The sequence below is a fragment of the Arthrobacter nitrophenolicus genome (genome assembly GCF_000332815.1).
Lineage (GTDB): Bacteria > Actinomycetota > Actinomycetes > Actinomycetales > Micrococcaceae > Arthrobacter > Arthrobacter nitrophenolicus.
The window spans coordinates 48,984-74,993 of record NZ_AOFD01000009.1 but is presented as its reverse complement, the minus strand read 5'-3'; the positions used below and the strand labels follow the sequence as shown (position 1 = coordinate 74,993).

The 26,010-nt window shown below is 67.9% G+C and carries 20 protein-coding genes and 5 pseudogenes; 19 read left to right on the top strand and 6 right to left on the bottom strand.

Annotated elements, in window-relative coordinates; all coding sequences use genetic code 11:
• Both rimI and tsaD read left to right on the top strand, forming a co-directional pair.
• Window positions 1-459, top strand: coding sequence for a ribosomal protein S18-alanine N-acetyltransferase (gene rimI / locus G205_RS05065; protein ID WP_052014048.1), 459 nt, complete (start codon window positions 1-3; stop codon window positions 457-459).
• Window positions 456-1,543, top strand: a pseudogene (gene tsaD, locus G205_RS05060) (tRNA (adenosine(37)-N6)-threonylcarbamoyltransferase complex transferase subunit TsaD). The gene rimI and the pseudogene tsaD overlap by 4 nt, the downstream one beginning before the upstream one ends.
• Before the next feature lie 91 nt (window positions 1,544-1,634).
• On the opposite strand, the pseudogene G205_RS05055 reads toward tsaD, so the two are convergent.
• Window positions 1,635-2,784, bottom strand: a pseudogene (locus G205_RS05055) (glutamate--cysteine ligase).
• A gap of 595 nt (window positions 2,785-3,379) precedes the next feature.
• Between G205_RS05055 and G205_RS22510 the strand changes: the two are divergent.
• The 4 genes and pseudogenes from G205_RS22510 to G205_RS05045 all read left to right on the top strand — a co-directional run bounded on the left by G205_RS22510 (window position 3,380) and on the right by G205_RS05045 (window position 5,427).
• Complete coding sequence (locus G205_RS22510) at window positions 3,380-3,994, top strand: glycoside hydrolase family 3 N-terminal domain-containing protein (protein WP_268743660.1); 615 nt, start codon at window positions 3,380-3,382, stop codon at window positions 3,992-3,994.
• Window positions 3,994-4,071, top strand: a pseudogene (locus G205_RS23965) (hypothetical protein); the annotation flags it as partial. The gene G205_RS22510 and the pseudogene G205_RS23965, both read left to right, overlap by 1 nt.
• 205 nt (window positions 4,072-4,276) lie before the next feature.
• A complete protein-coding gene (locus G205_RS22505) occupies window positions 4,277-4,591 on the top strand; it encodes a hypothetical protein (RefSeq protein ID WP_235046793.1) in 315 nt (104 codons plus the stop codon).
• A 17-nt stretch (window positions 4,592-4,608) separates the two neighbouring features.
• Complete coding sequence (locus G205_RS05045) at window positions 4,609-5,427, top strand: shikimate 5-dehydrogenase (protein ID WP_268743659.1); 819 nt, start codon at window positions 4,609-4,611, stop codon at window positions 5,425-5,427.
• A 26-nt stretch (window positions 5,428-5,453) separates the two neighbouring features.
• Here G205_RS05045 and G205_RS05040 read toward each other — a convergent pair.
• Window positions 5,454-6,694, bottom strand: a pseudogene (locus G205_RS05040) (THUMP-like domain-containing protein).
• Window positions 6,695-6,747: 53 nt separating this feature from the next.
• On the opposite strand from G205_RS05040, the gene G205_RS05035 reads away from it, so the two are divergent.
• On the top strand, window positions 6,748-7,128 hold the full coding sequence (locus G205_RS05035; protein WP_009357024.1) for a hypothetical protein: 381 nt from the start codon (window positions 6,748-6,750) through the stop codon (window positions 7,126-7,128).
• Here the strand turns inward: G205_RS05035 and G205_RS05030 are convergent.
• Window positions 7,068-7,985 carry a DMT family transporter gene (locus G205_RS05030; RefSeq protein ID WP_035752113.1) on the bottom strand — a complete coding sequence of 306 codons (918 nt, stop codon included), beginning with the start codon at window positions 7,983-7,985 and terminating at the stop codon, window positions 7,068-7,070. The genes G205_RS05035 and G205_RS05030 overlap by 61 nt on opposite strands.
• 225 nt (window positions 7,986-8,210) lie before the next feature.
• Between G205_RS05030 and groES the strand changes: the two genes are divergently transcribed.
• Together groES and groL are read left to right on the top strand one after the other, a co-directional pair.
• On the top strand, window positions 8,211-8,504 hold the full coding sequence (groES, locus tag G205_RS05025; protein ID WP_003805290.1) for a co-chaperone GroES: 294 nt from the start codon (window positions 8,211-8,213) through the stop codon (window positions 8,502-8,504).
• 77 nt (window positions 8,505-8,581) lie between these two features.
• Entirely contained in the window at window positions 8,582-10,192 is a 1,611-nt protein-coding gene (gene groL / locus G205_RS05020; RefSeq protein ID WP_009357022.1) for a chaperonin GroEL, read from the top strand.
• 115 nt (window positions 10,193-10,307) lie between these two features.
• Here the strand turns inward: groL and G205_RS05015 are convergent, their stop codons facing one another.
• Window positions 10,308-10,907 carry a dihydrofolate reductase family protein gene (locus G205_RS05015; RefSeq protein ID WP_009357021.1) on the bottom strand — a complete coding sequence of 200 codons (600 nt, stop codon included), beginning with the start codon at window positions 10,905-10,907 and terminating at the stop codon, window positions 10,308-10,310.
• A complete protein-coding gene (locus G205_RS05010; RefSeq protein ID WP_009357020.1) occupies window positions 10,907-11,509 on the bottom strand; it encodes a dihydrofolate reductase family protein in 603 nt (200 codons plus the stop codon). Before G205_RS05010 ends, G205_RS05015 begins: the two co-directional genes overlap by 1 nt.
• 122 nt (window positions 11,510-11,631) lie before the next feature.
• On the opposite strand from G205_RS05010, the gene G205_RS05005 reads away from it, so the two are divergent.
• The 8 genes and pseudogenes from G205_RS05005 (at window position 11,632) to G205_RS04975 (ending at window position 22,338) form a co-directional block, all read left to right on the top strand.
• On the top strand, window positions 11,632-13,155 hold the full coding sequence (locus G205_RS05005; protein WP_009357019.1) for an ATP-dependent DNA ligase: 1,524 nt from the start codon (window positions 11,632-11,634) through the stop codon (window positions 13,153-13,155).
• A gap of 113 nt (window positions 13,156-13,268) precedes the next feature.
• The gene (locus G205_RS23695; protein WP_338058380.1) at window positions 13,269-13,802 is read left to right on the top strand and encodes a hypothetical protein; all 534 of its coding nucleotides are present in this window, start codon (window positions 13,269-13,271) and stop codon (window positions 13,800-13,802) included.
• A 118-nt stretch (window positions 13,803-13,920) separates the two neighbouring features.
• Complete coding sequence (locus tag G205_RS23690) at window positions 13,921-14,901, top strand: helix-turn-helix transcriptional regulator (RefSeq protein WP_338058379.1); 981 nt, start codon at window positions 13,921-13,923, stop codon at window positions 14,899-14,901.
• Window positions 14,902-15,002: 101 nt separating this feature from the next.
• Window positions 15,003-15,350: a hypothetical protein gene (locus G205_RS04995; protein WP_235046791.1), complete on the top strand. Its 348-nt coding sequence runs from the start codon at window positions 15,003-15,005 to the stop codon at window positions 15,348-15,350.
• The gene (locus G205_RS04990) at window positions 15,347-16,468 is read left to right on the top strand and encodes a flavin-containing monooxygenase (protein ID WP_009357017.1); all 1,122 of its coding nucleotides are present in this window, start codon (window positions 15,347-15,349) and stop codon (window positions 16,466-16,468) included. Before G205_RS04995 ends, G205_RS04990 begins: the two co-directional genes overlap by 4 nt.
• 78 nt (window positions 16,469-16,546) lie before the next feature.
• On the top strand, window positions 16,547-18,655 hold the full coding sequence (locus G205_RS04985; protein ID WP_083875012.1) for an acyltransferase family protein: 2,109 nt from the start codon (window positions 16,547-16,549) through the stop codon (window positions 18,653-18,655).
• 211 nt (window positions 18,656-18,866) lie between these two features.
• Window positions 18,867-20,377 (top strand): annotated as a pseudogene (gene guaB / locus G205_RS04980) (IMP dehydrogenase).
• A gap of 101 nt (window positions 20,378-20,478) precedes the next feature.
• On the top strand, window positions 20,479-22,338 hold the full coding sequence (locus G205_RS04975; RefSeq protein WP_009357015.1) for an ABC transporter ATP-binding protein: 1,860 nt from the start codon (window positions 20,479-20,481) through the stop codon (window positions 22,336-22,338).
• Here G205_RS04975 and G205_RS04970 read toward each other — a convergent pair.
• Window positions 22,335-22,940: a hypothetical protein gene (locus G205_RS04970; protein WP_009357014.1), complete on the bottom strand. Its 606-nt coding sequence runs from the start codon at window positions 22,938-22,940 to the stop codon at window positions 22,335-22,337. The two genes, G205_RS04975 and G205_RS04970, sit on opposite strands and share 4 nt — an antisense overlap.
• Before the next feature lie 49 nt (window positions 22,941-22,989).
• Here G205_RS04970 and G205_RS04965 point away from each other — a divergent pair, with 49 nt between their 5' ends.
• Window positions 22,990-24,126, top strand: coding sequence for a GuaB3 family IMP dehydrogenase-related protein (locus G205_RS04965; protein WP_009357013.1), 1,137 nt, complete (start codon window positions 22,990-22,992; stop codon window positions 24,124-24,126).
• Between the two features lie 109 nt (window positions 24,127-24,235).
• Entirely contained in the window at window positions 24,236-25,975 is a 1,740-nt protein-coding gene (locus G205_RS04960; protein ID WP_009357012.1) for a glycerol-3-phosphate dehydrogenase/oxidase, read from the top strand.
• Window positions 25,976-26,010: the final 35 nt, after the last annotated feature.

Genomic DNA, 26,010 nt, shown 5'->3' with positions numbered 1-26,010 from the left:
ATGACGGTAGACGACGTGATCGCCGTCAGCGTCCTGGAACAGCGCCTCTTCCCGGTGGATGCGTGGCCGCTGCAGATGTTCTATGACGAGCTGGCCCAGCCGGAGACCCGCCGGTACTTCGTGGCCGAAAGCGAAGAGGGCATCGTGGGCTACGCCGGGCTCATGTGCATCGAGCCCATCGCGGACGTCCAGACCATCGCCGTCGTACCCGGCTACGAGGGGCGCGGCATCGGCAGCACACTGCTGACCGGCCTCATCGACGAGGCACGCCGCCGCAACGCGGCGGACGTCCTCCTGGAGGTGCGCGCGGACAATCCGCGGGCGCAGCGCCTGTACCTGCGCTTCGGATTCGAGCAGATCCACGTCCGCCCCCGCTACTACCGCGACGGCGTCGACGCCCTGATCATGCGGCTCCAGCTCATGGGCGACGAGGAAACACACGAAGGAAACCAGCCATGAACCGCACCCAGCCACTGGTCCTGGGCATCGAGTCGTCCTGCGACGAGACCGGCGTCGGCGTCGTCCGGGGCACCACCCTCCTGACCAACACCGTCTCCTCGTCCATGGACGAGCACGTCCGCTTCGGCGGCGTCATCCCCGAGATCGCCTCCCGGGCGCACCTGGACGCTTTCGTTCCGACGCTGGAACAGGCGCTGTCCGACGCCGGAGTCACCCTGCACGAGGTGGACGCCATCGCCGTCACCTCCGGGCCCGGCCTCGCCGGCGCCTGATGGTGGGGGTCTGCGCCGCCAAGGCCCTGGCCGTGGCCACGGGCAAACCGCTGTACGCCATCAACCACCTGGTGGCGCACGTGGGCGTGGGACTGCTGGACGGCAAGGACGGCAAGGCGCCGCAGCTGCCGGAGAACCTTGGCGCGCTGCTGGTGTCCGGCGGCCACACCGAGATCCTGAAAATCAACAGCATCACCGACGACGTGGTCCTGCTGGGCTCCACCATCGATGACGCAGCGGGGGAGGCCTACGACAAGGTGGCCCGCATCCTGGGCCTGGGCTACCCCGGCGGCCCGGTCATCGACAAGGTGGCCCGCACCGGCAACCCCAAGGCGATCCGCTTCCCCCGCGGCCTCAGCCAGCCCAAGTACATGGGCACCGCGGACGAGCCGGGCCCGCACCGCTACGACTGGTCCTTCAGCGGCCTGAAAACCGCCGTGGCCCGCTGCGTCGAGCAGTTCGAGGCCCGCGGCGGGGAGATCCCGGTGGCGGACATCGCCGCCGCCTTCCAGGAGGCCGTGGTGGACATCATCTCGTCCAAGGCCGTGCTGGCCTGCCGGGAACACGGCATCAAGGACGTCCTGCTGGGCGGCGGGGTGGCGGCCAACTCACGGCTCCGGGAGCTGACCGGGCAGCGCTGTGCCTCGGCCGGCATCAGGCTCCACGTGCCGCCGCTGGATCTGTGCACGGACAACGGGGCCATGGTGGCCGCCCTCGGGGCGCAGCTGGTGATGGCAGGCGTTGCCCCCAGCGGGATCGGCTTCGCCCCGGACTCGTCCCTGCCGGTGACCTCGGTGTCCCTCCCGGCCTAACAGCATCACTTGCTCTATCAGTTGTGGTCCCTAAACCCGGGTTTTAGGGACCACAACTGATAGAGCAAGGGGTTTTGCCTGGGGCATCGGGTCAGGCGGTGGGGCCGTTCCGCATCTGCTTGACCAGGTCCAGGACCACGGCCTGGAGATCCCCGCCGTGTTCGGCTGCCACCCGGCGCTGGCGCTGGTAGCCGGCCCCGCGGCGGATGATCTTTTCAACGTCCGCCAGTTCATCCGAGCAGCGCAGCTTCGCTGCCACCGGTTCCAGCCGGTTCAGGGTTTCCAGCAGGTGGTCGGTCACCAGCTGCTCCTTGCCGGCGGCGTCCAGGATGATGATGGCGTCCATGCCGTAGCGGGCGGCCCGCCACTTGTTCTCCTGGACGTGCCACGCGGCATGGTGGGAATGCTGCCGCCGTTGTCCAGGATGGTGGAAAATTCGTCCACCAGGCACTGGGTGAGCGCGGCGATCGCGCCCACTTCCTCCAGGGTTGCCAGGCCGTCGCAGATGCGCATTTCGATGGTGCCCAGGTTCGGCACGGGCCGGATATCCCAGCGGATCTCGGAGAGGGTGTCGATCACGCCCGTGGTGAACATGTCCTGGACGTAGGACTCGTATTCCTCCCAGGACGGGAACTGGAACGGCAGGCCGGCCGTGGGCAGCTGCTGGAACATCAGGGCACGCTGGGACGCATACCCGGTGTCCTCGCCGCCCCAGAACGGGCTGGACGCGGACAGTGCCTGGAAGTGCGGGAAGTAGTTGACCAGCCCGTCCAGCACCGGCAGGACTTTGCTCCGCCGGTCCAGCCCCACGTGCACATGCACGCCATAAATCACCATCTGCCGGCCCCACCACTGGGTGCGGTCGATCAGCTTGGCGTAGCGGGCCTTGTCCGTCACCGGCTGCAGCTGCGGCGGGCTGAACGGGTGGCTGCCGGCGCAGAACAGTTCCACGCCCATGGGATCGGTGATCTCCCGGACGGCGGCAAGGGACCGGCTCAGGTCCTCTTTCGCCTCGGCGGCCGTCTCGCAGATTCCGGTGACGAGTTCCACAGTGTTCAGCAGCAGTTCCTGCTTGATGTGCGGGTGCTCGTCGTCCTCGTTCAGTTCGGGATGGCGGTCCACCACACCGCGCAGCACCTCATTGGCGACGGATGCGAGCTCACCGGTTTTGCCGTCCACCAGCGCGAGTTCCCATTCGACACCGAGGGTTGACTGCTCGATGAAGCGAAGTCAATCTTCACGCGTGTCCTTACTGTCCGGTGCGGGCGGGCGCCGCTCACGGCAGGCGAACGGGTGTTTCAAGTCTATAGCTCAGGGGTAGCCTAGTAATGATGTCCCCGTTTCAACGCCTGCGTGACAGTCCACACAAAATCCTCCCACTCTTAGCCGCAGTTTCTGTCGTAGCACTGGCCTCCTGCACCGCCGCACCCGGCCCTTTACCGTCGTCGGCACCTTCCACCTCGGCACCGTCCGCCACCGTGTCACCGTCGGCGCCAGCGGGTCCGACGACGGCGCCCGCCACGGCGTCCCCCGCACCCGACCCCGGTTCCCGGCCCCTGGGCTGGGGCCCGGAACAGCGCGACCAGGACGCCGCCGCCGCGGCTGTGGCGGGCATGACGCCTGAGGAAAAGGCCGGCCAGGTACTGATGCCGTTCTTCCAGGGCACCAATGCGGAGGCGCATGCCGGCACCATTGAGCGGCTGCACCTGGCGGATCCATCATCATGGGTGACAACGTTCCCCGCGACCCGCAGGGGAAGGTGGACCTGGCCCGCATGGCGCCATCAACCAGCGGCTGGCCCAGGCCACAGCGGCCGACGGCGACCCCTGGCCCGGGATGATCGGGGTAGACCAGGAAGGTGGCCTGGTGGCGCGGCTCGGCCCTCCCTTGACCGAGTGGCCCGCACCCATGAGCTACGGTGCCGCGGGCAGCGAAGGGCTGACCCGCGAGGCTGGGCAGGGACTGGCCGGGGAACTGGCGGGGCTGGGCTTCAACGTTGACTTCGCGCCGGACACGGATGTGACCATGGGGCCGACGGACCCCACCATCGGGGCGAGGTCCATGTCCGCGGACCCGGCGGCCGCCGCCGTGCACGGGACGGCGTTCTCGCAGGGCATGCTCGCCGCCGGAGTCCTGCCCGCGGTGAAGCACTTCCCCGGGCACGGATCCGTGACCGCGGACTCGCACCTGAGCCTGCCGGTCCAGCCCGCCGGCCTGGAGGAGCTCCGCGCGCGGGACTGGAAGCCCTTCCAGGCTGCCATCGCCGCCGGAACCCCGATGGTGATGACCGGGCACATTGCCGTGCCGGCGCTGGAACCGGGCGTCCCGGCGTCGCTCTCTGCCCCCACCTACGCAGCCCTGCGGGGGCTGGGCTTCGAGGGTGTGGCGGTGACGGACGCGCTGAACATGGGTGCGGTGACCAAACAGTATCCCGGCGGCAAAGCCGCGTGATGGCGCTGGCCGCCGGCGCCGACCTGCTGCTGATGCCCGCCGACGTCGGACAGGCCCACGCCGCCATCGTCGAGGCCGTGAAGTCCGGGTCCCTTCCCGCGGAGCGGCTGGATGAGGCCGCCCGGCGCGTGGCCACCATGATGACCTGGCAGGGCCGGCGGGGTTCACCCGCAGCCGCGCCGGCGGGCAGCGCTGCACCGGTTTCGGCCCGGGTCTCGGCCTCGGCCGTAACAGTGGTGTCCGGTCCGTGCGGCGGGCCGCTTGTTCCGGGGGCTGTCCCGGGTGGCCGGCGGAGGACCGGGGGACAAGGAACGGTTCGAGGCCGCCGCCGCCCGGGCAGGACTCAGCGTGGGAACCGGGCCGCTGGTCAACCTCATCGGGTACGGCGGGAAGCCCGCCGGCGGAGACATCGAGGTGGCGCTGGACGCCCCGTGGACGCTGCAGGCCTCCCCGGCGCCGGTCCGGCTGGCGCTCTACGGCCGCAGTGACGCCGCCTTCGACGCCCTCGCCGCCGTGCTGGCAGGAAAGGCGCCGGCACCCGGAAAGCTGCCCGCCGCCGTCGGGAATGTCCCTGCCGGAACCGGCTGCCCCGCCTGAGCGCGTTTAATAGTCAGGTGCCCATTCTGAATAAAGACATGACTCTCTGCATCTCGCTCTCGGCCCGTCCCAGCAACAACGGGACCAGGTTCCACAACCACCTGTATGACCAGCTCGAGCTCAATTGGATCTACAAGGCGTTCGCCCCCACCAACCTGGAGCAGGCCATCGCCGGGGTCCGCGGGCTGGGCATCCGCGGCTGCGCCATCTCCATGCCGTACAAGGAGGACGTCATCGCCCTTGTTGACGAGATGGACCCCTCCGCGAAGGCCATCGATTCGGTGAACACCATCGTGAACACGGACGGCCACCTCAAGGCCTACAACACCGACTACACCGCCATCGAGCAGCTGCTCGCCAGCAATTCCGTGCCCACAAAGTACTCCGTCCTGGTTCAGGGCGCCGGCGGCATGGCCAAGGCCACCGTGGCGGCACTCCGGGACGCCGGCTTCAAGGACGTCACGGTGATCGCGCGGAACGAGGCCACCGGGCGCGCGCTCGCCGGCCAGTACGGCTTCCAATGGCGGGCAGCGCTCGACGGCGGCACGGCGGACCTGATCATCAACGTCACCCCCCTTGGCATGGCCGGCGGGGCGGACGCCGAAACGCTGGCGTTCCCCGCCGAAGCCATCGACAGCGCCAGGATCGTCTTCGACGTGGTGGCGCTGCCCGCCGAAACCCCGCTGATCCGGGCGGCCCGCGCCGCAGGCAAGCCGGTGATCACCGGGGCGGAGGTGGCCACCATCCAGGCGCTGGAACAGTTCGTGCTCTATACGGGCGTGCGGCCCACCCCGGAACAAGTGCGGGCCGCCGAGGAGTTCATGCGGGCCCAGTAGCCCGCAGGGCTTGATAGCCGGCCGGCTCAGGTGCCGGTTGCCACCGGCTCCACCACGATGGCCACCCGGTCCTCCCCGATGCGGGTCAGGACCAGGGTGGCTGTTTTTCCGGCGCCCTTCTTACCGGCATTCCTGCCGCCGGGCAGCAGCTGCTTCCGCAGTTCCTCCGGGGTGACGGCAGTGCCGCGCTTCTTGATGTCCAGCACCGTGATGCCTTCCTGCTTGACCCAGGCCTTGAGCGCCTTGACGTTGTAGGGCATGACATCCAGCACTTTGTAGGCACGCGCGAACGGGGTGTCCGCCAGTGCGGGGGCGCAGATGTACGCGATGTGCTCGTCCACCAGGTGGCCGCCGAGCTCCTGCGCGACGTCGGCCACGAGGCCCGCCCGGATCACGGCGCCGTCCGGTTCGTAAAGGTAGCCCGCCACGGGACCCACCGGTGCCGCCGGTCCGGCACCGAAATCCGCGGCGCTGGCCAGCTCGGCTGCTCCGTTTGGCCCCAGCACCAGTGCTGAGCGGCGGACGTCGGCGCGGCGCACGGCATTGAACCACAGCGCCACCTCGGTGACGTCCCCGTTCACGGACACCCACTGGGCTTCGCAGCCCTGCGGCACGGATTCATGCGGCATGCCCGGGCCCATCTTCACGCCCACGGCCATGCCCGACTCCGCAAGGGACTCCACGAAGGACAGCGGCGGCGAAAAGGCCTCGGGTCCCAGATGCGCGTGGTGCCGGAGGTGGAGGTGACCCGGCGGGCGGGGTCCAGCCACACGCCGTCGATCCCGTCCAGCGGGACGGCGGTGGCGTCCGCGTGGACCACGGTGGCGTTCGGGAAGGGGATGAGGTTTACGGTGGCGCAGGCGGCAGTTGTCTCGTCCTGTTCCACCGCGGTGACCGTGAGGTCAAGCGACGCCAGTGCAAGGGAATCAGCGCCGAGCCCGCAGCCCAGGTCTGCCACGTGGCTGACGCCCGCTTCGGCGAACCGCTGCGCGTGGCGGGCTGCAACGTTCAGGCGGGTGGCCTGCTCCAGCCCGGCCTGGGTGAACAGCATCTGGCTGGCAAACTCGCCGAACTTGGCCTCGGCCCTGGTGCGGAGCCGCGACTGGGTTAGGACGGCGGACACCAGCTCGGGGGAGTGCCCCGCCTTGCGCAGCGCGGAATTCAGCTCGAACGACGCGTCCTCCCGGTATGGACCCAGTGAGGCCAGCAGGTCCCAGCCTTCCGGGGTGAGCAGCGGCGCGATCTGGTCCTGGGGAGCGTTGGGCATGCGTTCCAGCCTAGTGGAGGAGCGTCCTGCGGGATGCCGATAGGGTTGAAAGCATGGAAGACAGCGCAGGCCCCCAGCAGTCCGGAGAACAGCAGCCCACGGACCGGGGTCCTGCCAGGTACGCCCGCCCGGCGCTGATCGCGGCGTCGGTGGTGGCCGTTGTTTGCCTGGCGCTGCTGGTGATCATCTTTTTCCTGGACACGTTCAACGCCACCGTCTACTCGGTAGGCGGCAACAACATCGAGGACGATACCCAGGAGGCCCGAGATATCCGCGGGCTGTATACCGGGGCACGGACCGGAAGCATCGTGTTCCTGGTCGCCTCGCTGTTGGCCGCGGCCGGCGCTGCCGCGGTGCTGTACCGGGGCAGGAATCAGGGGACGCGGGATTCCGACGGCGGCGAGGAAGTGGATTTCGAGGACCTGGGCCGCTGAGGCTGCTGCCCGGCGCTGGTGAGCAGTACGCCTGATATCACCAGGATGCCGCCCGTTACCTGCGCGAGGGTGATGGGCTGGCCCAGCAGCACCGTGATGACCGCGGTGAAGACGGCGATCAGGTTCAGGTAGTTGCCCGCGTTCGCGGCGGTGGTCCGTTTCAGGGCCAGGTTCCACAGCAGGTAGGAGCCCAGCGACGGGAACACCGCGATGAACGCCAGCGACCAGCTTTCCGCGGGAGTGGACGGCAGCCCCGCGCCTGCCACCGCGGCCACGGGGGCGAGGACCACGGCGGCCAGTGCAACCTGCACCGCGGTGGACGTGATGGCCGGCAGGGACAGCCTGCGGGCGATGATCGTGTAGAAGCCCCAGACCGTGATGGCAGCCAGGATCAGCAGTTCCCCGGTGTTGATGGAGAAGGTCAGCAACCGCTGCAGGTCACCGCCGGTGAGCACCAGGACGACCCCCGCCAGGCCCAGGCCGATGCCCAGCCAGCTCACCGGGCGGGGCCGGTCGCGAAGGAAGACGACAGCCAGCACCATGATCAGTGCCGGGTTGGCGGCGGTGACCAGGGACGCGTTCAGGGCCGAGGTGTGCTGCAGCGCGCTGTACAGCAGCAGGGTGTAGCCGCTCATCCCCAGCACGCTCAGCAGCAGCAGGACCGGCCAGCGGCGCAGCACCCCTTTCCAGTCCGGCCTGTCCACGAAGTGCGCCAGGAGGAGCAGCGGTGCGGCGGCCAGGACCCAGCGCCAGAACGTCAGCTGGAGCGGGTCCATCGTCTTCATGGCCGACTGCCCCACGACGAAGTTTCCGGCCCAGAACAGGTTCGCAAGGATCAGGTACACGGCGGCTCGCACCGCTTCAATGTACAGGGCGGATGTGTCCGCTGAAGACGAAACGCTGGCACTCGCCTTGACCGAGTGCTAACCCGGACATAGAGTCTTCATTAGCACTCTCCCTAGGAGGGTGCTAATACATGAAGAGCTGCCAGCCAGGCTGCTGCCGGCACCGCGACGACGGTTGCCAGCCAGGGCGAAAGCTTTCCAAGTCCACGAATTTGCTGACGAAAAGGAGAGGTCCGAGTGTCGGTCTCTATTAAGCCTCTTGAGGATCGTATTGTTGTCCGCCCGCTCGAAGCCGAGCAGACCACGGCTTCCGGCCTGGTGATCCCGGACTCCGCACAGGAGAAGCCGCAGGAAGGCGAAGTTGTTGCAGTAGGCCCCGGCCGCTTCGAAGACGGCAACCGCGTACCGGTCGACGTAGCCGTGGGCGACGTCGTGATCTACTCCAAGTACGGTGGAACCGAAGTCAAGACCGGCGGCACCGAGTACCTCGTGCTGTCCGCCCGCGACGTCCTGGCGATCGTCGTAAAGTAACTTCCCGGATCCCCGTGCCGCTGGTCATGCCTTCTGCTGGCCAGCTGCGCGGGGTTCTGTCTTGAAAGGACAAAACCATGGCAAAGCAGCTTGCGTTTAACGACGCTGCCCGCCGGTCTCTTGAAGCCGGCATCGATAAGCTCGCCAACACCGTCAAGGTAACGCTCGGCCCCCGCGGCCGCAACGTTGTCCTGGACAAGAAGTGGGGAGCGCCCACCATCACGAACGACGGCGTCACCATCGCCCGCGAAGTGGAACTGGACGACCCGTACGAGAACCTTGGTGCCCAGCTGGCCAAGGAAGTCGCCACCAAGACCAACGACGTTGCCGGCGACGGCACCACCACCGCAACGGTCCTGGCCCAGGCACTGGTCAAGGAAGGCCTGCGCAACGTAGCTGCCGGCGCTGCTCCCGGCCAGATCAAGCGCGGCATCGAGGTTTCGGTTGAAGCCGTCGCCGCCCGCCTGCTGGAGAACGCCCGCCCCGTCGAGGGCACCCAAGTCGCCAGCGTCGCCGCCATCTCGGCACAGAGCGAAGAAATCGGCGAGCTCCTGGCTGAGGCCTTCGGCAAGGTGGGCAAGGATGGTGTGATCACCATCGAGGAATCCTCCACCACGCAGACCGAACTGGTCCTGACCGAGGGCATGCAGTTCGACAAGGGTTACCTGTCCCCGTACTTCATCACGGACGCGGACCGCCAGGAAGCCGTCCTCGAGGACGCCCTCATCCTGATTAACCAGGGCAAGATCTCCTCGCTGCAGGACTTCCTGCCGCTGCTGGAGAAGGCGCTGCAGGCTTCCAAGCCGCTGTTCATCATCGCCGAGGACGTCGACGGCGAGGCCCTGTCCACGCTGATCGTCAACCGCATCCGCGGCACCCTGAACGTCGTTGCCGTCAAGGCTCCGGGCTTCGGTGACCGCCGCAAGGCCATGCTGCAGGACATCGCCACCCTCACCGGTGCACAGGTTGTCTCCCCGGAGCTGGGCCTGAGCCTGGACACGGTTGGCCTGGAGGTGCTGGGTACTGCCCGCCGCATCACGGTCACCAAGGACAACACCACCATCGTGGACGGCGCAGGTTCAGCCGAGGACGTGTCCGCACGCGTTGCGCAGCTGCGTGCCGAGCTGGCCCGCACCGACTCCGACTGGGACCGTGAAAAGCTCCAGGAGCGCCTGGCCAAGCTGGCCGGCGGCATCGGCGTCATCAAGGTGGGTGCTGCCACCGAGGTTGAGCTGAAGGAAAAGAAGCACCGCATCGAAGATGCTGTGTCCTCCACCCGCGCTGCCCTCGAAGAAGGCATCGTGGCCGGTGGCGGTTCCGCCCTGATCCACGCCCTCAAGGCACTGGATGAGGACCCCGCCGTGAAGGCGCTGGAAGGCGACGCCGCCGCTGCTGTGGGCATCGTCCGCCGCGCACTGGTGCAGCCGCTGCGCTGGATCGCCCAGAACGCCGGCTTCGACGGCTACGTCATCACCTCCAAGGTCGCCGAGCTCGAAACCAACAACGGCTTCAACGCCAAGTCGGGCGAGTACGAGGACCTGATCGCTGCCGGAGTCATCGACCCCGTCAAGGTCACCCGCGCCGCCCTGCGCAACGCAGCCTCCATCGCTGCCCTGGTCCTCACCACCGAGACCCTGGTTGTGGAGAAGGCCGCTGAGGAAGACGAGCACGCAGGCCACAGCCACTAAATCCCCACCGGCTCCCAAATCCCGCTTCGCTCGACTTGGGTCCCTCGCCCGTGTGGGCCCTTGGCCCGCGCACACAAAAACCGGCCCGGCATCTGCTGGGCCGGTTTTTTGTCGCCTATTTCCGTACCGCGTAGCGCACGTGCGTGGCGAATGGCGAGCTGACGGTCTGCAGGATCTCAAGATTGACGTCCCGGTCGAAGCCGTCGAACAGCCGCTTTCCCGCGCCGAGGAGCACCGGGGCGGTGGAGAGCACCAGCTCATCCACCCGGCCGGCTGCCAGAGCCTGCCGGATCACGTCAGCGCCGCCGCCAACAGAGACGTCCTTGCCTCCGGACGCAGCGGCCGCCCGCTCCAGTGCCTCGTCCAGGCCCGCAACGAACGTGAACCCGGACTCCGGTGGAGGTTGGTCCGCCAGGCGGTGCGTGAGCACGACGAGCGGCCCCGGGAAGGGGTTGGTCCCGCCCCAGGCGCCTGCGGCGTCGTACATGCCCCTGCCAACGATTCCCGCTCCGGTGCCTGCCACGAGTTCGTCGTAGAACTCCTTGTCCGGCCCGTGCATGGCAAACTCGTGCCCGCCGTCGTAGGTCCAGGGGCCGCCCATCACCCAGTAGTGCAGGCGTTCGCCGCCCCTGCCCAGGCCGTAGCGCGGCCCGTCGTCAGGACCGGTGATGAAGCCGTCCACTGAGGTGGTGATGGATGCGATAACCCTTCCCATCAGGTTCCCGGCATGTCCTGGGTCTCGACTCCGCCCGCACGCTCGTAGACCAGCGACACCGCCCCTTTCGGAAAGGAGCGTGCCGGTTCGGCGAGGCGGAAGGTGGCGGGAATGGTCCCGGCGTCGAAGAGCCGCTTGCCCTGCCCGAGGGTGAGCGGATAGAGCCAGATGCGGAGTCGGTCCAGCACGTCCGCCTGCAGCAGGGAACGGATGAGGACGCCGCTGCCGAACATGTGCACCTCCCCGTACTCCTCGCGGAGCCTGCCCGCTGCCGCCGCGTCCGGCAGGACGGTGGTGCCGGCCCAGCCGGGGTCGGTCAGCGATCCGGAGACCACGAATTTGGGCACCCGGTTCAGCGCGCCGCCGATGTCGCCTGACTGGTGCGGCCAGTACGCGGCAAAGATGTCGTAGGTCTTCCGGCCAAGCAGGAGGGCGTCCATGCGGCCGATCCCGGCCTCGATGTCCGCTTCAGACTCGTCATCGGACACCGGCAACTGCCAGCCGCCGAAGGCGAAACCGGCCTCGGTGTCCTCCTCGCGGCCGCCGGGAGCCTGGTAGACGCCGTCGAGGGTCATGAACAGGTTTGCGACGATGATGCCCACCCGCCCATTGTGGAACTCCGCCCGGACCCTGTCCAGAGCCGGGACTGCACCCTGTCCGGAACCGGGACGGCGCCTCGGCGGACAGCCGCCGGACGCCTGCCTGCCCGTGGCAGACTGGTGCCATGCTGCTCGACGAGCTCGTGAAAACCACTGATGCTGTCGCATCCACACGCTCCCGGCTCGCCAAGGTCGAGGCACTCGCCGGCCTGCTGCGCCGGCTTGAACCCGGGGAGATTGCCACTGCAGTCGGCCTGCTCATCGCAAAACCGCGGCAGGGACGGGTGGGAGTGGGCTGGAGCGGGATGCGGTCGGCCATGGGGGACCCGGCCGACGAACCCACCCTGACGGTCGCCGACGTCGACGCCGCCCTGGACCGCCTCCTCGGCACGGCCGGCACCGGGTCCGCAGCGGAGCGTGCCGCCACCCTCCGCACACTTCTGTCCACCGCCACCGAACGGGAGCAGGCGTTCATCGCCGGAGTCCTCCTGGGTGAGCTGCGCACCGGCGCCCTGGAAGGCGTCCTGACTGACGCCGTCGCCCGCGCCGGCGGGCGGCCGGTGGAGTCCGTCCGGCGGGCGGCGATGCTCTCCGGCGACCTCGGCGGCACCGCCCTGGTGGCGATCACCGGGACGGAGGAAGAGTTGGACGCGGTGGGCCTCGTCGTCGGCCGCCCCGTGCAGCCCATGCTCGCGGCAACGGCGTCCAGTGTTAGTGCGGCGCTGGAGACCACGGGGGAGGCCTCAGTGGAATACAAGCTCGACGGCGCCCGCATCCAGGTGCACCGCTCCGGCGAGCAGGTGCGCATCTACACGCGGACGCTGGCCGAGGTGACACACCGGCTCCCCGAGGTGGTGGATCTGGTGCGCACCCTCCCGGTACGCGACGTGATCCTCGACGGCGAGACCCTCGCCCTGGGCGAGGACGGCGCCCCGCGGCCGTTCCAGGAGACCATGTCACGGTTCGGGGCCGACCAGGCGCGCTCCACGCTGCTGCATCCGTGGTTCTTTGACGTGCTGCACCTTGACGGCCGCGACCTGCTGGATGAGCCGCTGGCCACGCGCCTCGGCGTGCTCGAACGCATCGCGCCCGACCACCGCATCCCCGGCGAGATCACCGCGGATCCGGCGGTTGCAGAGAACGTCTCGCGGCAGGCGCTCGCCGCCGGGCATGAGGGTGTGGTGGTGAAGGCGGTGGGCTCGCTCTACGCTGCCGGCCGGCGCGGGTCCAACTGGATCAAGGTCAAGCCGGTGCTGACGTACGACCTGGTGGTGCTCGCGTGCGAATGGGGGTCCGGGCGGCGGACGGGGATGTTGTCGAACCTGCACCTCGGAGCCCTGGACCCGGCCGGCGAGTTCGGCGAACCCGGCAACTATGTGATGGTCGGGAAGACCTTCAAGGGCCTCACGGACGAACTTCTGCGCTGGCAGACGGAGCGGTTCCAGGAGATCGAAGTGCGGCGGACGGCAAACACGGTCTGGGTGGAGCCTGTCACGGTCGTGGAAATTGCGATCGACGGCGTGCAGCAGTCTTCGCGCTATCCCGGCGGCATCGCCCTCCGGTTCGCCCGCGTCAAGCGCTACCGGGACGACAAAACGCCCGCCGAAGCCGACACCATCCAGACGCTGCGCGCCCTGCTGCGTTCCTGACGAAGGCCGCTTGTGCCCGTGCCCCGGCGGGCGTACGGTGACGCTTAGGGACCGCCACTGCAGAAGCACGACGACGGCGGGCCGGCTGGGCGGGGTATCCGAAAGGAGGCCAGGTGTCCACTGAAGCAGGTATTGACCAGGGCCGGGCTGCCTTCCGCGAGCACCGCTGGACAGATGCCTTCGAGAACTTCCTCGATGCCGACCGGCGGGGCGGACTTCCGGCCGCGGACCTGGAAAGGCTTGCCACCGCGGAGATCCTCACGGGCAACACCACCGCAGGCCTTGAGACGCTCACCAGGGCGCACGAGGAATTCCTGGAAGTTGGAGACGTGGCCGGCGCAGCCCGCTGCGCCGGCTGGATGGGCATCCAGCTGAGCAACCTCGGTGAGATGGCGCGTGCGGGCGGCTGGCTGGCGCGCGGGCAGCGGCTGGCGACGGAGCTTGACGAACTCCACGCGGTACAAGGGCTCCTGCTCATGCCCCAGGGGCTGGGAAAGCTCTATGGCGGTGACCCCGCGGGAGCCCTGGAGGTATTTACCCGGGCCGCCGAGATTGCCCGCCTGGCGCAGGACAGGGACGTGACAGCCTGGCACTCCTTGGCACCGGGCAAGCCAACCTCATGCTCGGCCGGCCAAACGAGGGCCTGAAGATCCTCGACGAGGTCATGGTGCTGTCACCTCGGGCGAGCTGTCCCCGATACCCTCCGGCATCGGCTACTGCGCCGTCATCGGCAACTGCCATCTGGCCTATGACCTGGCGAGGGCCATGGAATGGACTATCGCGCTGGACCGCTGGTGCCAGGCCAGGCCCGACATGGTGGCGTTCAGCGGGCAGTGCCAGTCCCACCGGGCAGAGCTCTTCCGGCTGCACGGCGCCTGGGCGGAGGCTCTGAAAGCGGCCGCCGCTGCCCAGGACAGGTCAACCAGGGGTGATCCCCAGGCGCTGTTCGGCGGCTGGTACGAGCAGGGCGAAGTGCACCGTCAGGCGGGCAACATCGCCGCCGCGGAGGAGTCCTACCGGAAAGCGGCAGAAAGCGGCTATGAACCCCAGCCCGGTCTGGCGCTGCTGACACTGGCACGCGGAGACGCTGTCCAGGCGCAGTCGATGATCCGCAGGGCAGCAGGTGTTGCCGACACTGCCACCCGGCGGCACCTGCTGCCTGCCCTGGTGGAAATCGAGCTGGCCGCCGGGGACCTGGCAGCGGCACGCGGGGGAGCCGATGAGTTGGACGCCTTCGCCGGCGAATGCCCCATGCCCATGGTCACAGCCGTGGCCCGCCAGGCAAGGGGGACCGTCAATCTGGCAGAGGGCGAAGCGGCGGCGGCGTCACGGTTGCTGCGGCAGGCCTGGCGCCTCTGGTTCGAACTCGGGGTGCCGCACGAGGCCGCGCGCTGCCGGGTGCTGATCGCGTGCGCCTGCCGCGAACTGGGGGATGAGTCGTCCGCCGCGATGGACTTGGAGGCCGCCCACGCCGAATTCCTTGAACTTGGCGCAGCCCCCGCAGCGGCCTGGGCAGCGTCCTTAATGCAGCACCCGGCCAGTACTCAGGAGGGTCCCCTGACGGCGCGGGAGCGCGAGGTGCTCCGGCTCGTGGCGTCCGGAAAGGGAAACCGTGCCATTGCCGCCGAGCTGTACCTGAGCGAGAAGACGGTAGCCCGGCACCTGAGCAATATCTTCCTCAAGCTCGGCGTGACCTCCAGGGCGGCGGCCACCAGCTACGCCTACGAACACGGCCTGGCGGGATAAGCCCGCACCCCGGTATGGGCAAAAAGACCCATGCCGGCGGGCGTGAAGGTTGCATGATTTGGCCGACGCGCAGCCCCCGGGCGCGCCAATAGCCTCAGGACATGAACCTTCCCATGCTGGCCGGCACCCTCTCCACGGTGCTGTTTGCCGTTGGCATGCTGCCAATGCTGGTCAAGGCTGCCCGCACCCGGGACCTGGCGTCCTACAGCCCGGGCAACCTGGTGCTGAGCAACGTGGCGAATGCCGTCCATTCCGTCTACGTCTTCAACCTTCCCGCCGGTCCCATCTGGGTACTCCACCTGGCCTACGTCCTCGCGTCAGCGCTGATGCTCGTCTGGTGGATCCGCTACGGCCACGGCGGTCCGGTGACAGGACAGGCGCAGATGGGCGGAGCTGGGGGAGGTTCAGTCCACGAAACCGCAACCAAGCAGGGAGTGAAACAGCCATGAACAACGAAGACAGCAGCACGAACGGGACCGGCACAGTGCTGGACACGCTGGTGATCGGGGGAGGGCAGGCAGGCCTCGCGATGGGCTACTTCTTGAAAGCGCAGAAGCGGAAGTTCCTGATTCTGGATGCAAGCCAGAGGGCCGGCGAGGCCTGGCGGCAACGATGGGACTCACTCCGGGTGTTCACCCCTGCCAAATATGACGGGCTGCCCGGCGCACCGTTCCCGGCGGACCGGCTGTCCTTCCCCACCAAAGATGAATTGGCGGACTACCTCGAATGGTATGCCGAGGAATTTGAACTGCCCGTGAACCACGGCGTCCGCGTGGAGCGCCTCTGGCGGGAAGCGGACCGCTACGTCGCCACCGCCAACGGCCACCGATGGGAAGCACGCAACGTGGTGGTGGCCACAGGCTCCACGCAGACACCCGAGGTGCCGGCCTTCGCAGCGGGACTGGCACCTTCCGTGAAGCAACTGCATTCCAGCCAGTACCGGAACCCGCAACAGCTCCAGGCGGGACCGGTCCTGGTTGTGGGGCTGGGGAACTCGGGGGCGGAGATCGGCCTCGAAGTTTCCAGGACCCGGCCGTCCCTGGTGGCGGGCAAGCCGACAGGCGAGATGCCGGTGAAGCATGGCAAAACCGCGGCACGCTACGCTTTCCCGATTGTGCGCTTCCTTGGCCTGCACGTACTCACGCTTGGCACACCGATAGGCCGCAAAGTGGCGCCGGCGCTTAAGGCGCACGCCGAACCTCTGATCCGGACGAAGACGAAGGACCTCGCCGCAGCCGGCGTGCGCGTCGTGCCGAGGGTCGCCGGAGTGGTTGACGGGATGCCTGTACTGGCGGACGGAACGCGCCTTGAGGTCTCGAGCGTGATCTGGTGCACCGGTTTCCGGGAGGATTTCAGCTGGATCGATCCGGCCCTGCTCGACGGCGGTGCTATGCCCAGGCAGTGGCGCGGTGTGGCTTTGGATTGCCGCGGGCTGTTCTTCCTGGGGCAACGGTTCCTGTACGCGGAAGCTTCGGACACCCTTCCGGGCCTCAGCCGCGACGCGCGCTACCTGGCCGCCAAAATTCCGGCTCCCGCCGTTCTCGGATCCGCTGTGGCTGCGGCCTGAGCTGACCCAACGCTTCGCCGAGAGGGCCGTGATGCCTGTTACCTTTCCCGGAAAATCCCCCGCGCCTCGGTAGAATTGATGCTTTGTCCGCCGCCGGAAGGTCTTTTTGTGTCGATAGCGAGAACCGCGGCTGCCTCCGGCCCGGAGCCGAAAGCAGCCGCCAAGAGCCGGAAACCGACATTCCGTCCCGAGGTCCAGGGCCTGCGCGCACTGGCCGTCCTGATGGTGGTTGCCTACCACGTGTGGCTCGGCCGGGTGTCCGGCGGCGTCGACATCTTCCTGCTGATCTCCGCGTTCCTGCTGACGCTCTCCTTCGTCCGGAAGGCCGAATCGGGCAGGCCGTTCGGGCTGTTGGGGCACTGGCTGCACCTGTTCAAGCGGCTGCTGCCTGCCGCCGTCGTGGTCATCCTCGGCGTCCTGGCCGGCACCTGGCTCATCCTCCCGCAGGGCCGGTGGCCACAGGTGCTGGATCAGGCGTGGGCATCACTGCTCTACAGCCAGAACTGGCTGCTCGCCGACACCGCCGTGGACTACTACGCGCAGGACCACGCTGGCGCCAGCCCCCTCCAGCACTTCTGGTCCCTGTCCATCCAGGGGCAGGTCTTCATCCTGTGGCCCCTCATCTTTGCCGGAAGCGCGGCACTGCTGGCGCTGCTGCACCGCATCACCGCGCTCCATGGATTGACCTACCGCGGACTGCTTGCCCTGGTGTTCGGTGCGGTGTTCGCCATCTCGCTGGCGTTCTCGGTGGAACAGACCGCCACCAACCAGGCGTACGCCTACTTCGACACCAGGGCCCGGCTCTGGGAATTCGCCCTGGGGTCCCTGCTCGCCCTTGCCCTGCCCTACCTCAAACCCCGCCGGGCCCTGCGCCTGGTGCTGGGCTGGGCAGGCCTGGCGGGCATGGTTTCCGTAGGCCTGCTGCTGACGGTGGACCGGTCCTTTCCCGGCTTCGTCGCCCTGTGGCCCACGCTTTCCGCCGCAGCCATCATCGTGGCCGGGCAGACCGGGAGCCGGTTCGGGGTGGACCGTTTCCTGAGCAGCAAGCCCGCCGTGGCCCTGGGTGACAATTCCTACGCCCTCTACCTGTGGCACTGGCCCGTGCTGGTGCTGGCGCTCGCCGCCACCGGCGTGGAGGAGCCCAACCTTGTCCAGGGCCTTGCCATTGTGGGCGCCTCGATCGTGCTCGCCGTCCTCACCACCCGCTTCGTGGAAAAACCGCTGCGCGACTGGCACTGGCCGAAGCTGCGGGCCTGGCGCACCGCCGTCGTGATTGCCGCCTGCGGTGCGGTGCTTGCCGGTCCGGTGGCCATCTGGCAGACCACGCTCACAGCCGAGGAAGCCGCGACGGCGGCGCAGCCGCGGGAACTTACACCCGGGGCCGCGGCCCTCAGCCCGGAGAATGCCGGGGTGCCGGCACCCGAGGCCAAATTCATTCCCGGCCCTTCCGCCTTGGACCAGGACTGGGCTGGCATCCACGCCCCCTGCACCGGAGCAAACGCCACGGCCGACCCCATCCTGGAAGGGTGCCGGCAGGCCGTTCCCGCCGAGGGTGCCAGCAAGCGGATCGTGGTGCTGGGCGACTCGCACTCCCAGCAGTACCTCGGCGCGCTGGCACCGATCGCCGAGGCGAGAGGCTGGGAACTGGTCACCCTGCTGATGCCGGCCTGCCGGTTCGGCGCCTCGTCAGACACCCGCAACGCGGAATGCAATGCGTACAACAGCGCAGCTTCCGCCTACGTCCTGGAGCACCGCCCGGACGCCGTCTTCACTGTCGCATCGCTGACGCACGAGGAGGCCCCCTTCGAGACGGAAGTGCCGGGCTACCTGGACGGCGTGCGCCCGTTTACCGAGGCCGGCATCGAAGTGGTGGGCATCCGGGACAACCCGCGCTTCACGTTCAACATGCCCGAGTGCGTGCAGCGGCACGGCGCCGAGGCCCCGGAATGCAACCCGTCGCTCAGCGAATCACTCGTTGATCCCTCACCCCTGGAGGGTTACCGGGGCAAGCTGGACGGGCTGCACCTGATGGACATGAGCGATTTCATCTGTGCCCGCGGAGTCTGCCCCGCCGTGGTGGGCAACGTCTACGTGTACAAGGACGACAACCACCTGACCAGGACCTATGTGGAGAGCATGATCCCCATGTTCGAGCAACGGCTGCTGGCCGCCACCGGCTGGCGCTGACTCTGCCCGGAGGGAGTTCGTGCAGTTGCTCACATTGCACGCGTGGAATAGGGGGATCGGCGCAGAGGTTCTAATATTTACTCAATACTTCCTGCCCCCGGAACGCCGCATGCGGCGGTCCTGATCCCCTGCACAGGCCAGACCCGTAATGACGGGCTGGTCATCGGCTGCAACCCCTACCCGCCCAGCAACCAAGGTAAGAGGCGCACTCATGACCGAGCCCGAACACAACCCCTTTGGCTTCATCGGCCTGACCTACGACGACGTCCTGCTCCTGCCCGGACACACCGACGTCATCCCGTCCGACGCCGACACCTCCTCCCGGATCTCCAAGCGGATCACCGTCCACACGCCGCTGCTGTCCGCAGCGATGGACACGGTCACCGAATCCCGGATGGCCATTGCGATGGCGCGCCAGGGCGGCCTGGGTGTCATCCACCGCAACCTGTCCATCGCCGACCAGGCTGACCAGGTGGACCGGGTGAAGCGCAGCGAATCCGGCATGATCACCAACCCGCTGACCATCCGGCCGGAAGCGACGCTGCTTGAGCTGGACAACCTGTGCGCCCAGTACAGGGTCTCCGGCCTGCCCGTGGTGGACGAGGAAAACCGCCTCCTGGGCATCGTCACCAACCGCGACACCCGCTTCGTGCCGGAGTCCGATTACCCCATCCGGCTGGTCAGCGACGTCATGACCAAGATGCCGCTGGTCACCGGGCACGTGGGCATCAGCCGCGAGGAGGCCTCGCACAAGCTGGCCACCAACAAGATCGAAAAGCTTCCCCTCGTGGACGAGCAGGGCCGCCTCAAGGGCCTCATCACCACCAAGGACTTCACCAAGGCGGAGCAGTACCCGCTGGCCACCAAGGATGACGAAGGCCGCCTGCGCGTTGGCGCCGCCATCGGCTTCTTCGGGGACGGCTGGGAGCGGGCCATGGCACTCATTGATGCCGGCGTCGACGCCTGTTCGTGGACACCGCCAACGGCCACTCCCAGGGCGTGCTGGACATGATCCGCCGGCTCAAGTCCGATCCGGTTGCTGCGCATGTGGATGTCATTGGCGGCCAGGCTGCCACCCGCGAAGGTGCCCAGGCCCTCATCGACGCCGGCGCCGACGGCATCAAGGTGGGCGTGGGTCCCGGCTCCATCTGCACCACCCGCGTGGTGGCAGGCGTGGGTGTCCCGCAGATCACCGCGATCTACGAATCGGCGAAGGCTGCGATCCCGGCCGGCGTGCCGCTGATCGCCGACGGCGGCCTGCAGTACTCCGGCGACATCGGCAAGGCACTGGTTGCCGGTGCCGACACCGTGATGCTGGGCTCGCTGCTGGCCGGCTGTGACGAGTCCCCAGGCGAGCTGATCTTCGTCAACGGCAAGCAGTTCAAGTCCTACCGCGGCATGGGTTCCCTCGGTGCCATGCAGTCCCGCGGCAAGAACACGTCCTACTCGAAGGACCGCTACTTCCAGGCTGACGTCTCCGGTGACGACAAGCTGATTCCGGAGGGCATTGAGGGCCGGGTGGCCTACCGCGGCCCGCTGGCCTCCGTGGCCTACCAGCTGGTGGGCGGCCTGCGCCAGACCATGTTCTACACCGGAGCGCCGACCATCCCCGAACTCAAGGCCCGCGGCAAGTTCGTCCGCATCACCCCGGCCGGGCTGAAGGAATCGCACCCGCACGACATCCAGATGACGGTCGAGGCGCCGAACTACGGTTCCCGCTAAGGCCCGCTTGGTGGTTGAGCCTGTCGAAACCAGGGTTTCGACAGGCTCAACCACCGGCTGATGCCTCCGCCCCTTCCGCCGGGCGGTAATAGGCTGGGGGCATGCCTCCGACTGGCCATCCGGCCGAACTGCAACCCAGACGCGATCCGCAGCGCCGGCTGGCCCTGCGCCCCTACGCCCGGGCTGTAGCCCAGGTCCTGCGGGTCAGCTTCCGCGCCTCCCCGGGCGCGGTCATCATGAAGGTGCTCGGCTCGCTGATCTCAGCGGTGCTGCCCCTCGTCACCACGTACTTCGCGGCCCTGACCACAACCGCTCTGGCGGCCGCCTACACAGGCGACGCCGGTGCCGGCCAGATGGCCATCGTCTATGTCATCATCACCGCCGCGCTGGGCCTCTTCTGGGGCGCCTTCACCAGCGTCGACCGCTACATCCAGCAGCTCATGAGCTTCAAAGTAGGCGCCATCGTGGGCGACCAGATGTACGAACGCTTCCTGGCCCTTGAGTTCTGGCGGTACGACGACAAAGAGACCGTTGACCTCTATGACCGTGCCAAGCGGTTCTCCGATTCCTATGCCCGGGTCCTTGACCGCATCGCCGGCATCTTCACCCAGCTCGTCTCGGTGATCCTGGCCGTAGGAGCCCTGCTGCTGGTCAGCTGGTGGATCGCGGTCATCGTCCTGGTGGCGATCGTGCCCAGCGTTTATCTGCAGTTCAAGCTCTCCCGCGAACAGATCGCGCACTGGAACACGCAGGTGGACTCCCGGCGGCAGCGCCGGATGATCGAGACCAACCTCCTGCGGCCCCAGCACATCGCGGAAATGCGGCTGTACGGAATCGTCGGTTTCCTTATGGATCTCCGGTCGAGGCTGCGGGACGCGGACGAGCGCCGCCGGCTCGATTTCCAGCGGCGGTACATCCCCAAGCAACTGGCTGCCGACGCCCTCCAGTACGGCGCCGAGGTGGTATCGCTGATCTGGGTGGTGGGGCAAATCATCGCCCGCGCCCAGCCCGTCGGCCAGTTCCTCTACGTCCAGCAGATCGTCAGCCGGGCCCTGTCCACCGCGAACAACCTGGTCTCCTCCCTCAGTTCCATCGATGAGGACCTGGCAAACCTCAAGGACTACGAGCTGTTCATGGCCCTTCCCGTGCACTCCGAGCACGCGCCGCCGCTGCTGGCCGCGCCCCGCGAAGTGGAGCTCAGGGACATCCGCTTCACCTACACCGGCAGCGACATCGAAGTCATCCGCGGGATCAGCATGACCATCCGTGAGGGCCAGCACATCGCCATTGTGGGGGAGAACGGGGCCGGAAAGTCCACCCTGATCCGGATCCTTGCCGGCCTCTACCGGCCGGACTCCGGGCAGGTAATGCTCGACGGCGTGGACCTCGCCGCCGTCGACGTCACCTCCTGGCACCGGCACCTGGCGGTGCTGAGCCAGGAGTTCCTCAAGTACGAGTTCGCCACTGCCGCCGAGAACATCTGGTTCGGCGACGTCGACTCACCCAGGGACGACGCCAGGATCCGCCGGGCCGCTGCCGACGCTGAGGCGCTCGACTTCATCAACAAGCTGCCCAACGGCCTGGACAACCACGTCAGCAACTGGATGGAGGACCCCCGAGGCCGCAAAGGCAGCGGACTGTCCGGCGGCCAGTGGCAGCGCCTCGCCATGGCACGCAACTTCTACCGCGACGCCTCGTTCATGGTCATGGACGAACCCACGTCAGCCATCGATGCGCTCGCCGAACACCGGATTTTCACCCGGCTTTTCGCGGACCGCAGCAGCACAATCATTGCCATCAGCCACCGGCTGGCCACCATCGAGAAGGCGGACATTGTCTACATGCTCGAGGACGGCCGGATCGTGGAGCAGGGTACCCACCGGGAACTGGTGGCACTCCGCGGCCGCTACTTTCGCATGTTCGAATCCCAACTCTCCGTTGAGGAGGCAGGCGGGATCTAGGACTCCACCACCGTGGTCCGCACCCGCGCCAGGCTGGGCCGCGGCGGGACGCTGCTGAAGCCGAACGTCACCGGCGGCTTGATGTCAGCCAGCCTCCCGGCGTCGTCCCCGTCCCAGTGCACGACGGCGGAGGTGACGTGGTGCAGGTCGCTCACCCCGTAGTACTCAAGGCGGCCGTTGCCCGCCGTGCCGAACGTCCGGGCGCCCGGCGCGGCCAGGGACGCCAGCGGGCTCACCGCACTCAGCCAGCGGGGATGCACCGCCAGCGGCCGGGGAACGGCCCGCAGCCCCTTCCCGAGCAGGGTCCGGGCACCGATGCGGGCGCGCAGGTGGAGGGGCCCGGCGTCAACGGCCAGGGCCCGGCGGGCAAGCACCACGGACACGTCCTGGACGCGGACCTCGTCAAAGCTGTAGGTGTCGGAGATGAAGCCGGCCACCTCGTCACTGGGAGCGAGCAGCAGCCGGTGGCCGGACTTTTGCTGGACCATGACATCCGCAAACGGCCCGAAAGGGGAGTGCTGCCAGACCCCCACGACTGCCCGCAGGCCGGAGGCGGTGCCAATACCGGCAATATGCCCGTCAAAAATCCACCGCCTGCCCATAAGGCCACTCTAGCCAAGGGCGGCACGCGGGCTGGGATAACCTAGAGCAGTGACTTATGAGATCGAGATCGGCCGTGGCAAGCGTGGGCGTCGTGCCTACTCCCTGGATGACATAGCAATCGTCCCCAACCGTCGCACCCGCGACCCCAAGGACGTCTCCGTCTCCTGGCAGATCGATGCCTACCAGTTCAGCATGCCCGTCATCGCAGCGCCCATGGATTCGGCCATGTCCCCGGCAACGGCCATCACCCTGGGCAAGCTCGGCGGCCTTGGCGTGCTCGACCTTGAAGGCCTCTGGACCCGCTACGAGGACCCGCAGGCCATCCTGGACGAGATCGGCGCCCTGCAGGACGAGACCAACAGCCCCGCCGTGACGCGGCGGATGCAGGAGCTGTACCAGGCACCTATCCAGCCCGAACTCATCACCACCCGCCTGGCCGAAATGCGCGACGCCGGCGTCACTGTTGCCGGCTCCCTGACCCCGCAGCGCACGCAGGAACACTACAAGACCGTGGTGGCCGCGGGCGTCGACATCTTCGTCATCCGCGGAACCACCGTATCGGCAGAGCACGTGTCCAAGGACCACGAGCCGCTGAACCTGAAGCAGTTCATCTACGAGCTTGACGTCCCCGTCATCGTGGGCGGTGCGGCCGGCTACACCCCCGCCCTGCACCTCATGCGCACCGGCGCGGCCGGCGTCCTGGTCGGCTTCGGCGGCGGCGCCACCACCACCACGCGCCGCGCACTGGGCATCCACTCGCCCATGGCCTCCGCCATCTCCGACGTCGCCGCAGCCCGCCGCGACTACATGGATGAGTCCGGCGGCCGGTACGTGCACGTGATCGCCGACGGCGGCATGGGAACCTCCGGCGACATCGTCAAGGCCATTGCCATGGGCGCCGACGCCGTCATGCTGGGCAGCGCGCTGGCACGTGCCGAGGAGGCACCCGGCAAGGGCTGGCACTGGGGGCAGGAAGCGCACCACCTGGAGCTCCCGCGCGGCGACCGGGTCAACGTGGGAACGGTCGGCCCGCTGGAGGAAGTCCTCTTCGGACCGGGTCACCACACCAACGGGACGTCCAACCTGATCGGGGCCCTCCGCCGTTCGATGGCAACCACGGGCTACTCGGACCTCAAGGAATTCCAGCGCGTCGACGTCGTCGTTTCACCCTACGAAGGGAACTGACCCATCGGGGAAGGCCAGGGGCGGCGTCCGCCCCTGGCCTTCCTGCCAAGTGGGCGTCCAGCAAGTAGGGTGGTTCTACTACCGGCACTAGCGGCACTGGAGGCGTTCGATGAAGACTGTTCCTGCTCATGGCGGGGCACTCGGTCCGGCAGCCAGGGAAGCAGCCATCCAGCGGCTTCGTGACACCTCACGGCCAGGCCAGGAACTGGACATCCTCATTGTTGGCGGCGGCATCGTCGGCACCGGAGCAGCCCTCGACGCCGTCACCCGGGGATTGAGCGTCGGCATCGTCGAAGCCAGTGACTGGGCAGCCGGGACCTCGTCCCGGTCCTCCAAGCTCATCCACGGCGGCCTGCGGTATCTCGAGATGCTCGACTTCGCGCTGGTAAAGGAAGCCCTGCAGGAACGCGGGCTGCTGCTCTCCGAGCTGGCCCCGCACCTGGCCCGGCCGGTGCCCTTCCTCTACCCGCTCACCAAACCCTTCATCGAGCGCCCCTATGTGGGCGCCGGCATCGCACTGTACGATGCCATGTCCATCTCCAGCGGACACAGCCGCGGTGTCCCGTTCCACAAGCACCTTTCGAAGCGGGGCACCCTGCGGGCCGCCCCGAGCCTCAAGAATGACGCGTTCGTCGGTTCCATCAGGTACTACGACGGGCAGGTGGATGACGCCAAATACGTCGCCAACCTTGTCCGCACCGCCGCCTACTACGGCGCCCATGCCGTCAACCAGATGGCGGTGGTGGACTTCCTCCGCGAAGGCGAACGCGTGGTGGGCGCCAAGGTGGTCAACCGTGAGAACGGCACGCAGTTCAACGTCCGCGCCAAGCAGGTCATCAACGCCACTGGTGTCTGGACCGACGAAACCCAGGCGATGGTGACCGAACGCGGCCAGCTGAAGGTGCGCGCCTCGAAGGGGATCCATCTGGTGGTGCCCCGGGACCGCTTCCAGTCCACCGTGGGACTGATCCTGCGCACCGAGAAATCTGTGCTGTTCGTCATCCCGTGGGGCCGGCACTGGATCATCGGCACCACTGACACTGAATGGAACCTGGACAAGGCCCATCCGGCGGCCTCCAGCAAGGACATCGACTACATCCTTGAGCAGGTCAACAGGGTCCTCAAGCGGCCGCTGACCCGCGAAGACGTTGAAGGCGTCTACGCCGGACTGCGGCCCCTCCTTGCCGGCGAAAACGACTCCACGGCCAAGCTGTCCCGCGAACACGTGGTGGCGCACCCGGTTCCCGGCCTCGTCGTCGTCGCGGGCGGAAAATGGACCACCTACCGGGTGATGGCCAAGGACGCCGTGGACGAGGCCACCCGGACCATGGACGAGCGGGTCCCGCCCAGCTGCACGGAAACCATCCCGCTGCTCGGGGCCAACGGCTTCCGTGCGGCCTGGAACCGGAGGAACCGGACCGCCGAGGAATCCGGCGTGCACGTGGCCCGGATCGAACACCTGCTCAACCGGTACGGATCCCTGACCCCGGAGGTGCTGGCGCTCATTGAAGAGAACCCGGCGCTGGCCGAGCCGATCCCCGGCGCCGACGACTACCTTCAGGCCGAAGCCGTCTATGCGGCAACACATGAGGGGGCGCGGCACGTGCACGATGTACTCACCCGGCGGACGCGGATCTCGATCGAAGCGTGGGACCGCGGTGTGTCCGCGGTCCCGGTTGTCGCTAAACTGATGGGTGACGTCCTCGGCTGGAGCGACGCGCAGCGCGAAAATGAGGTGCGGCACTACATTGCGCGCGTGGAGGCCGAACGCCTCAGCCAGCAACAGCCGGACGACAAATCCGCAGACGCCGCCCGCCTGGGCGTGGAAGACATCGTGCCCTTGCGCTGAGGGGCCGGATGCCCCGTACTGCCGACTGAAGGGAA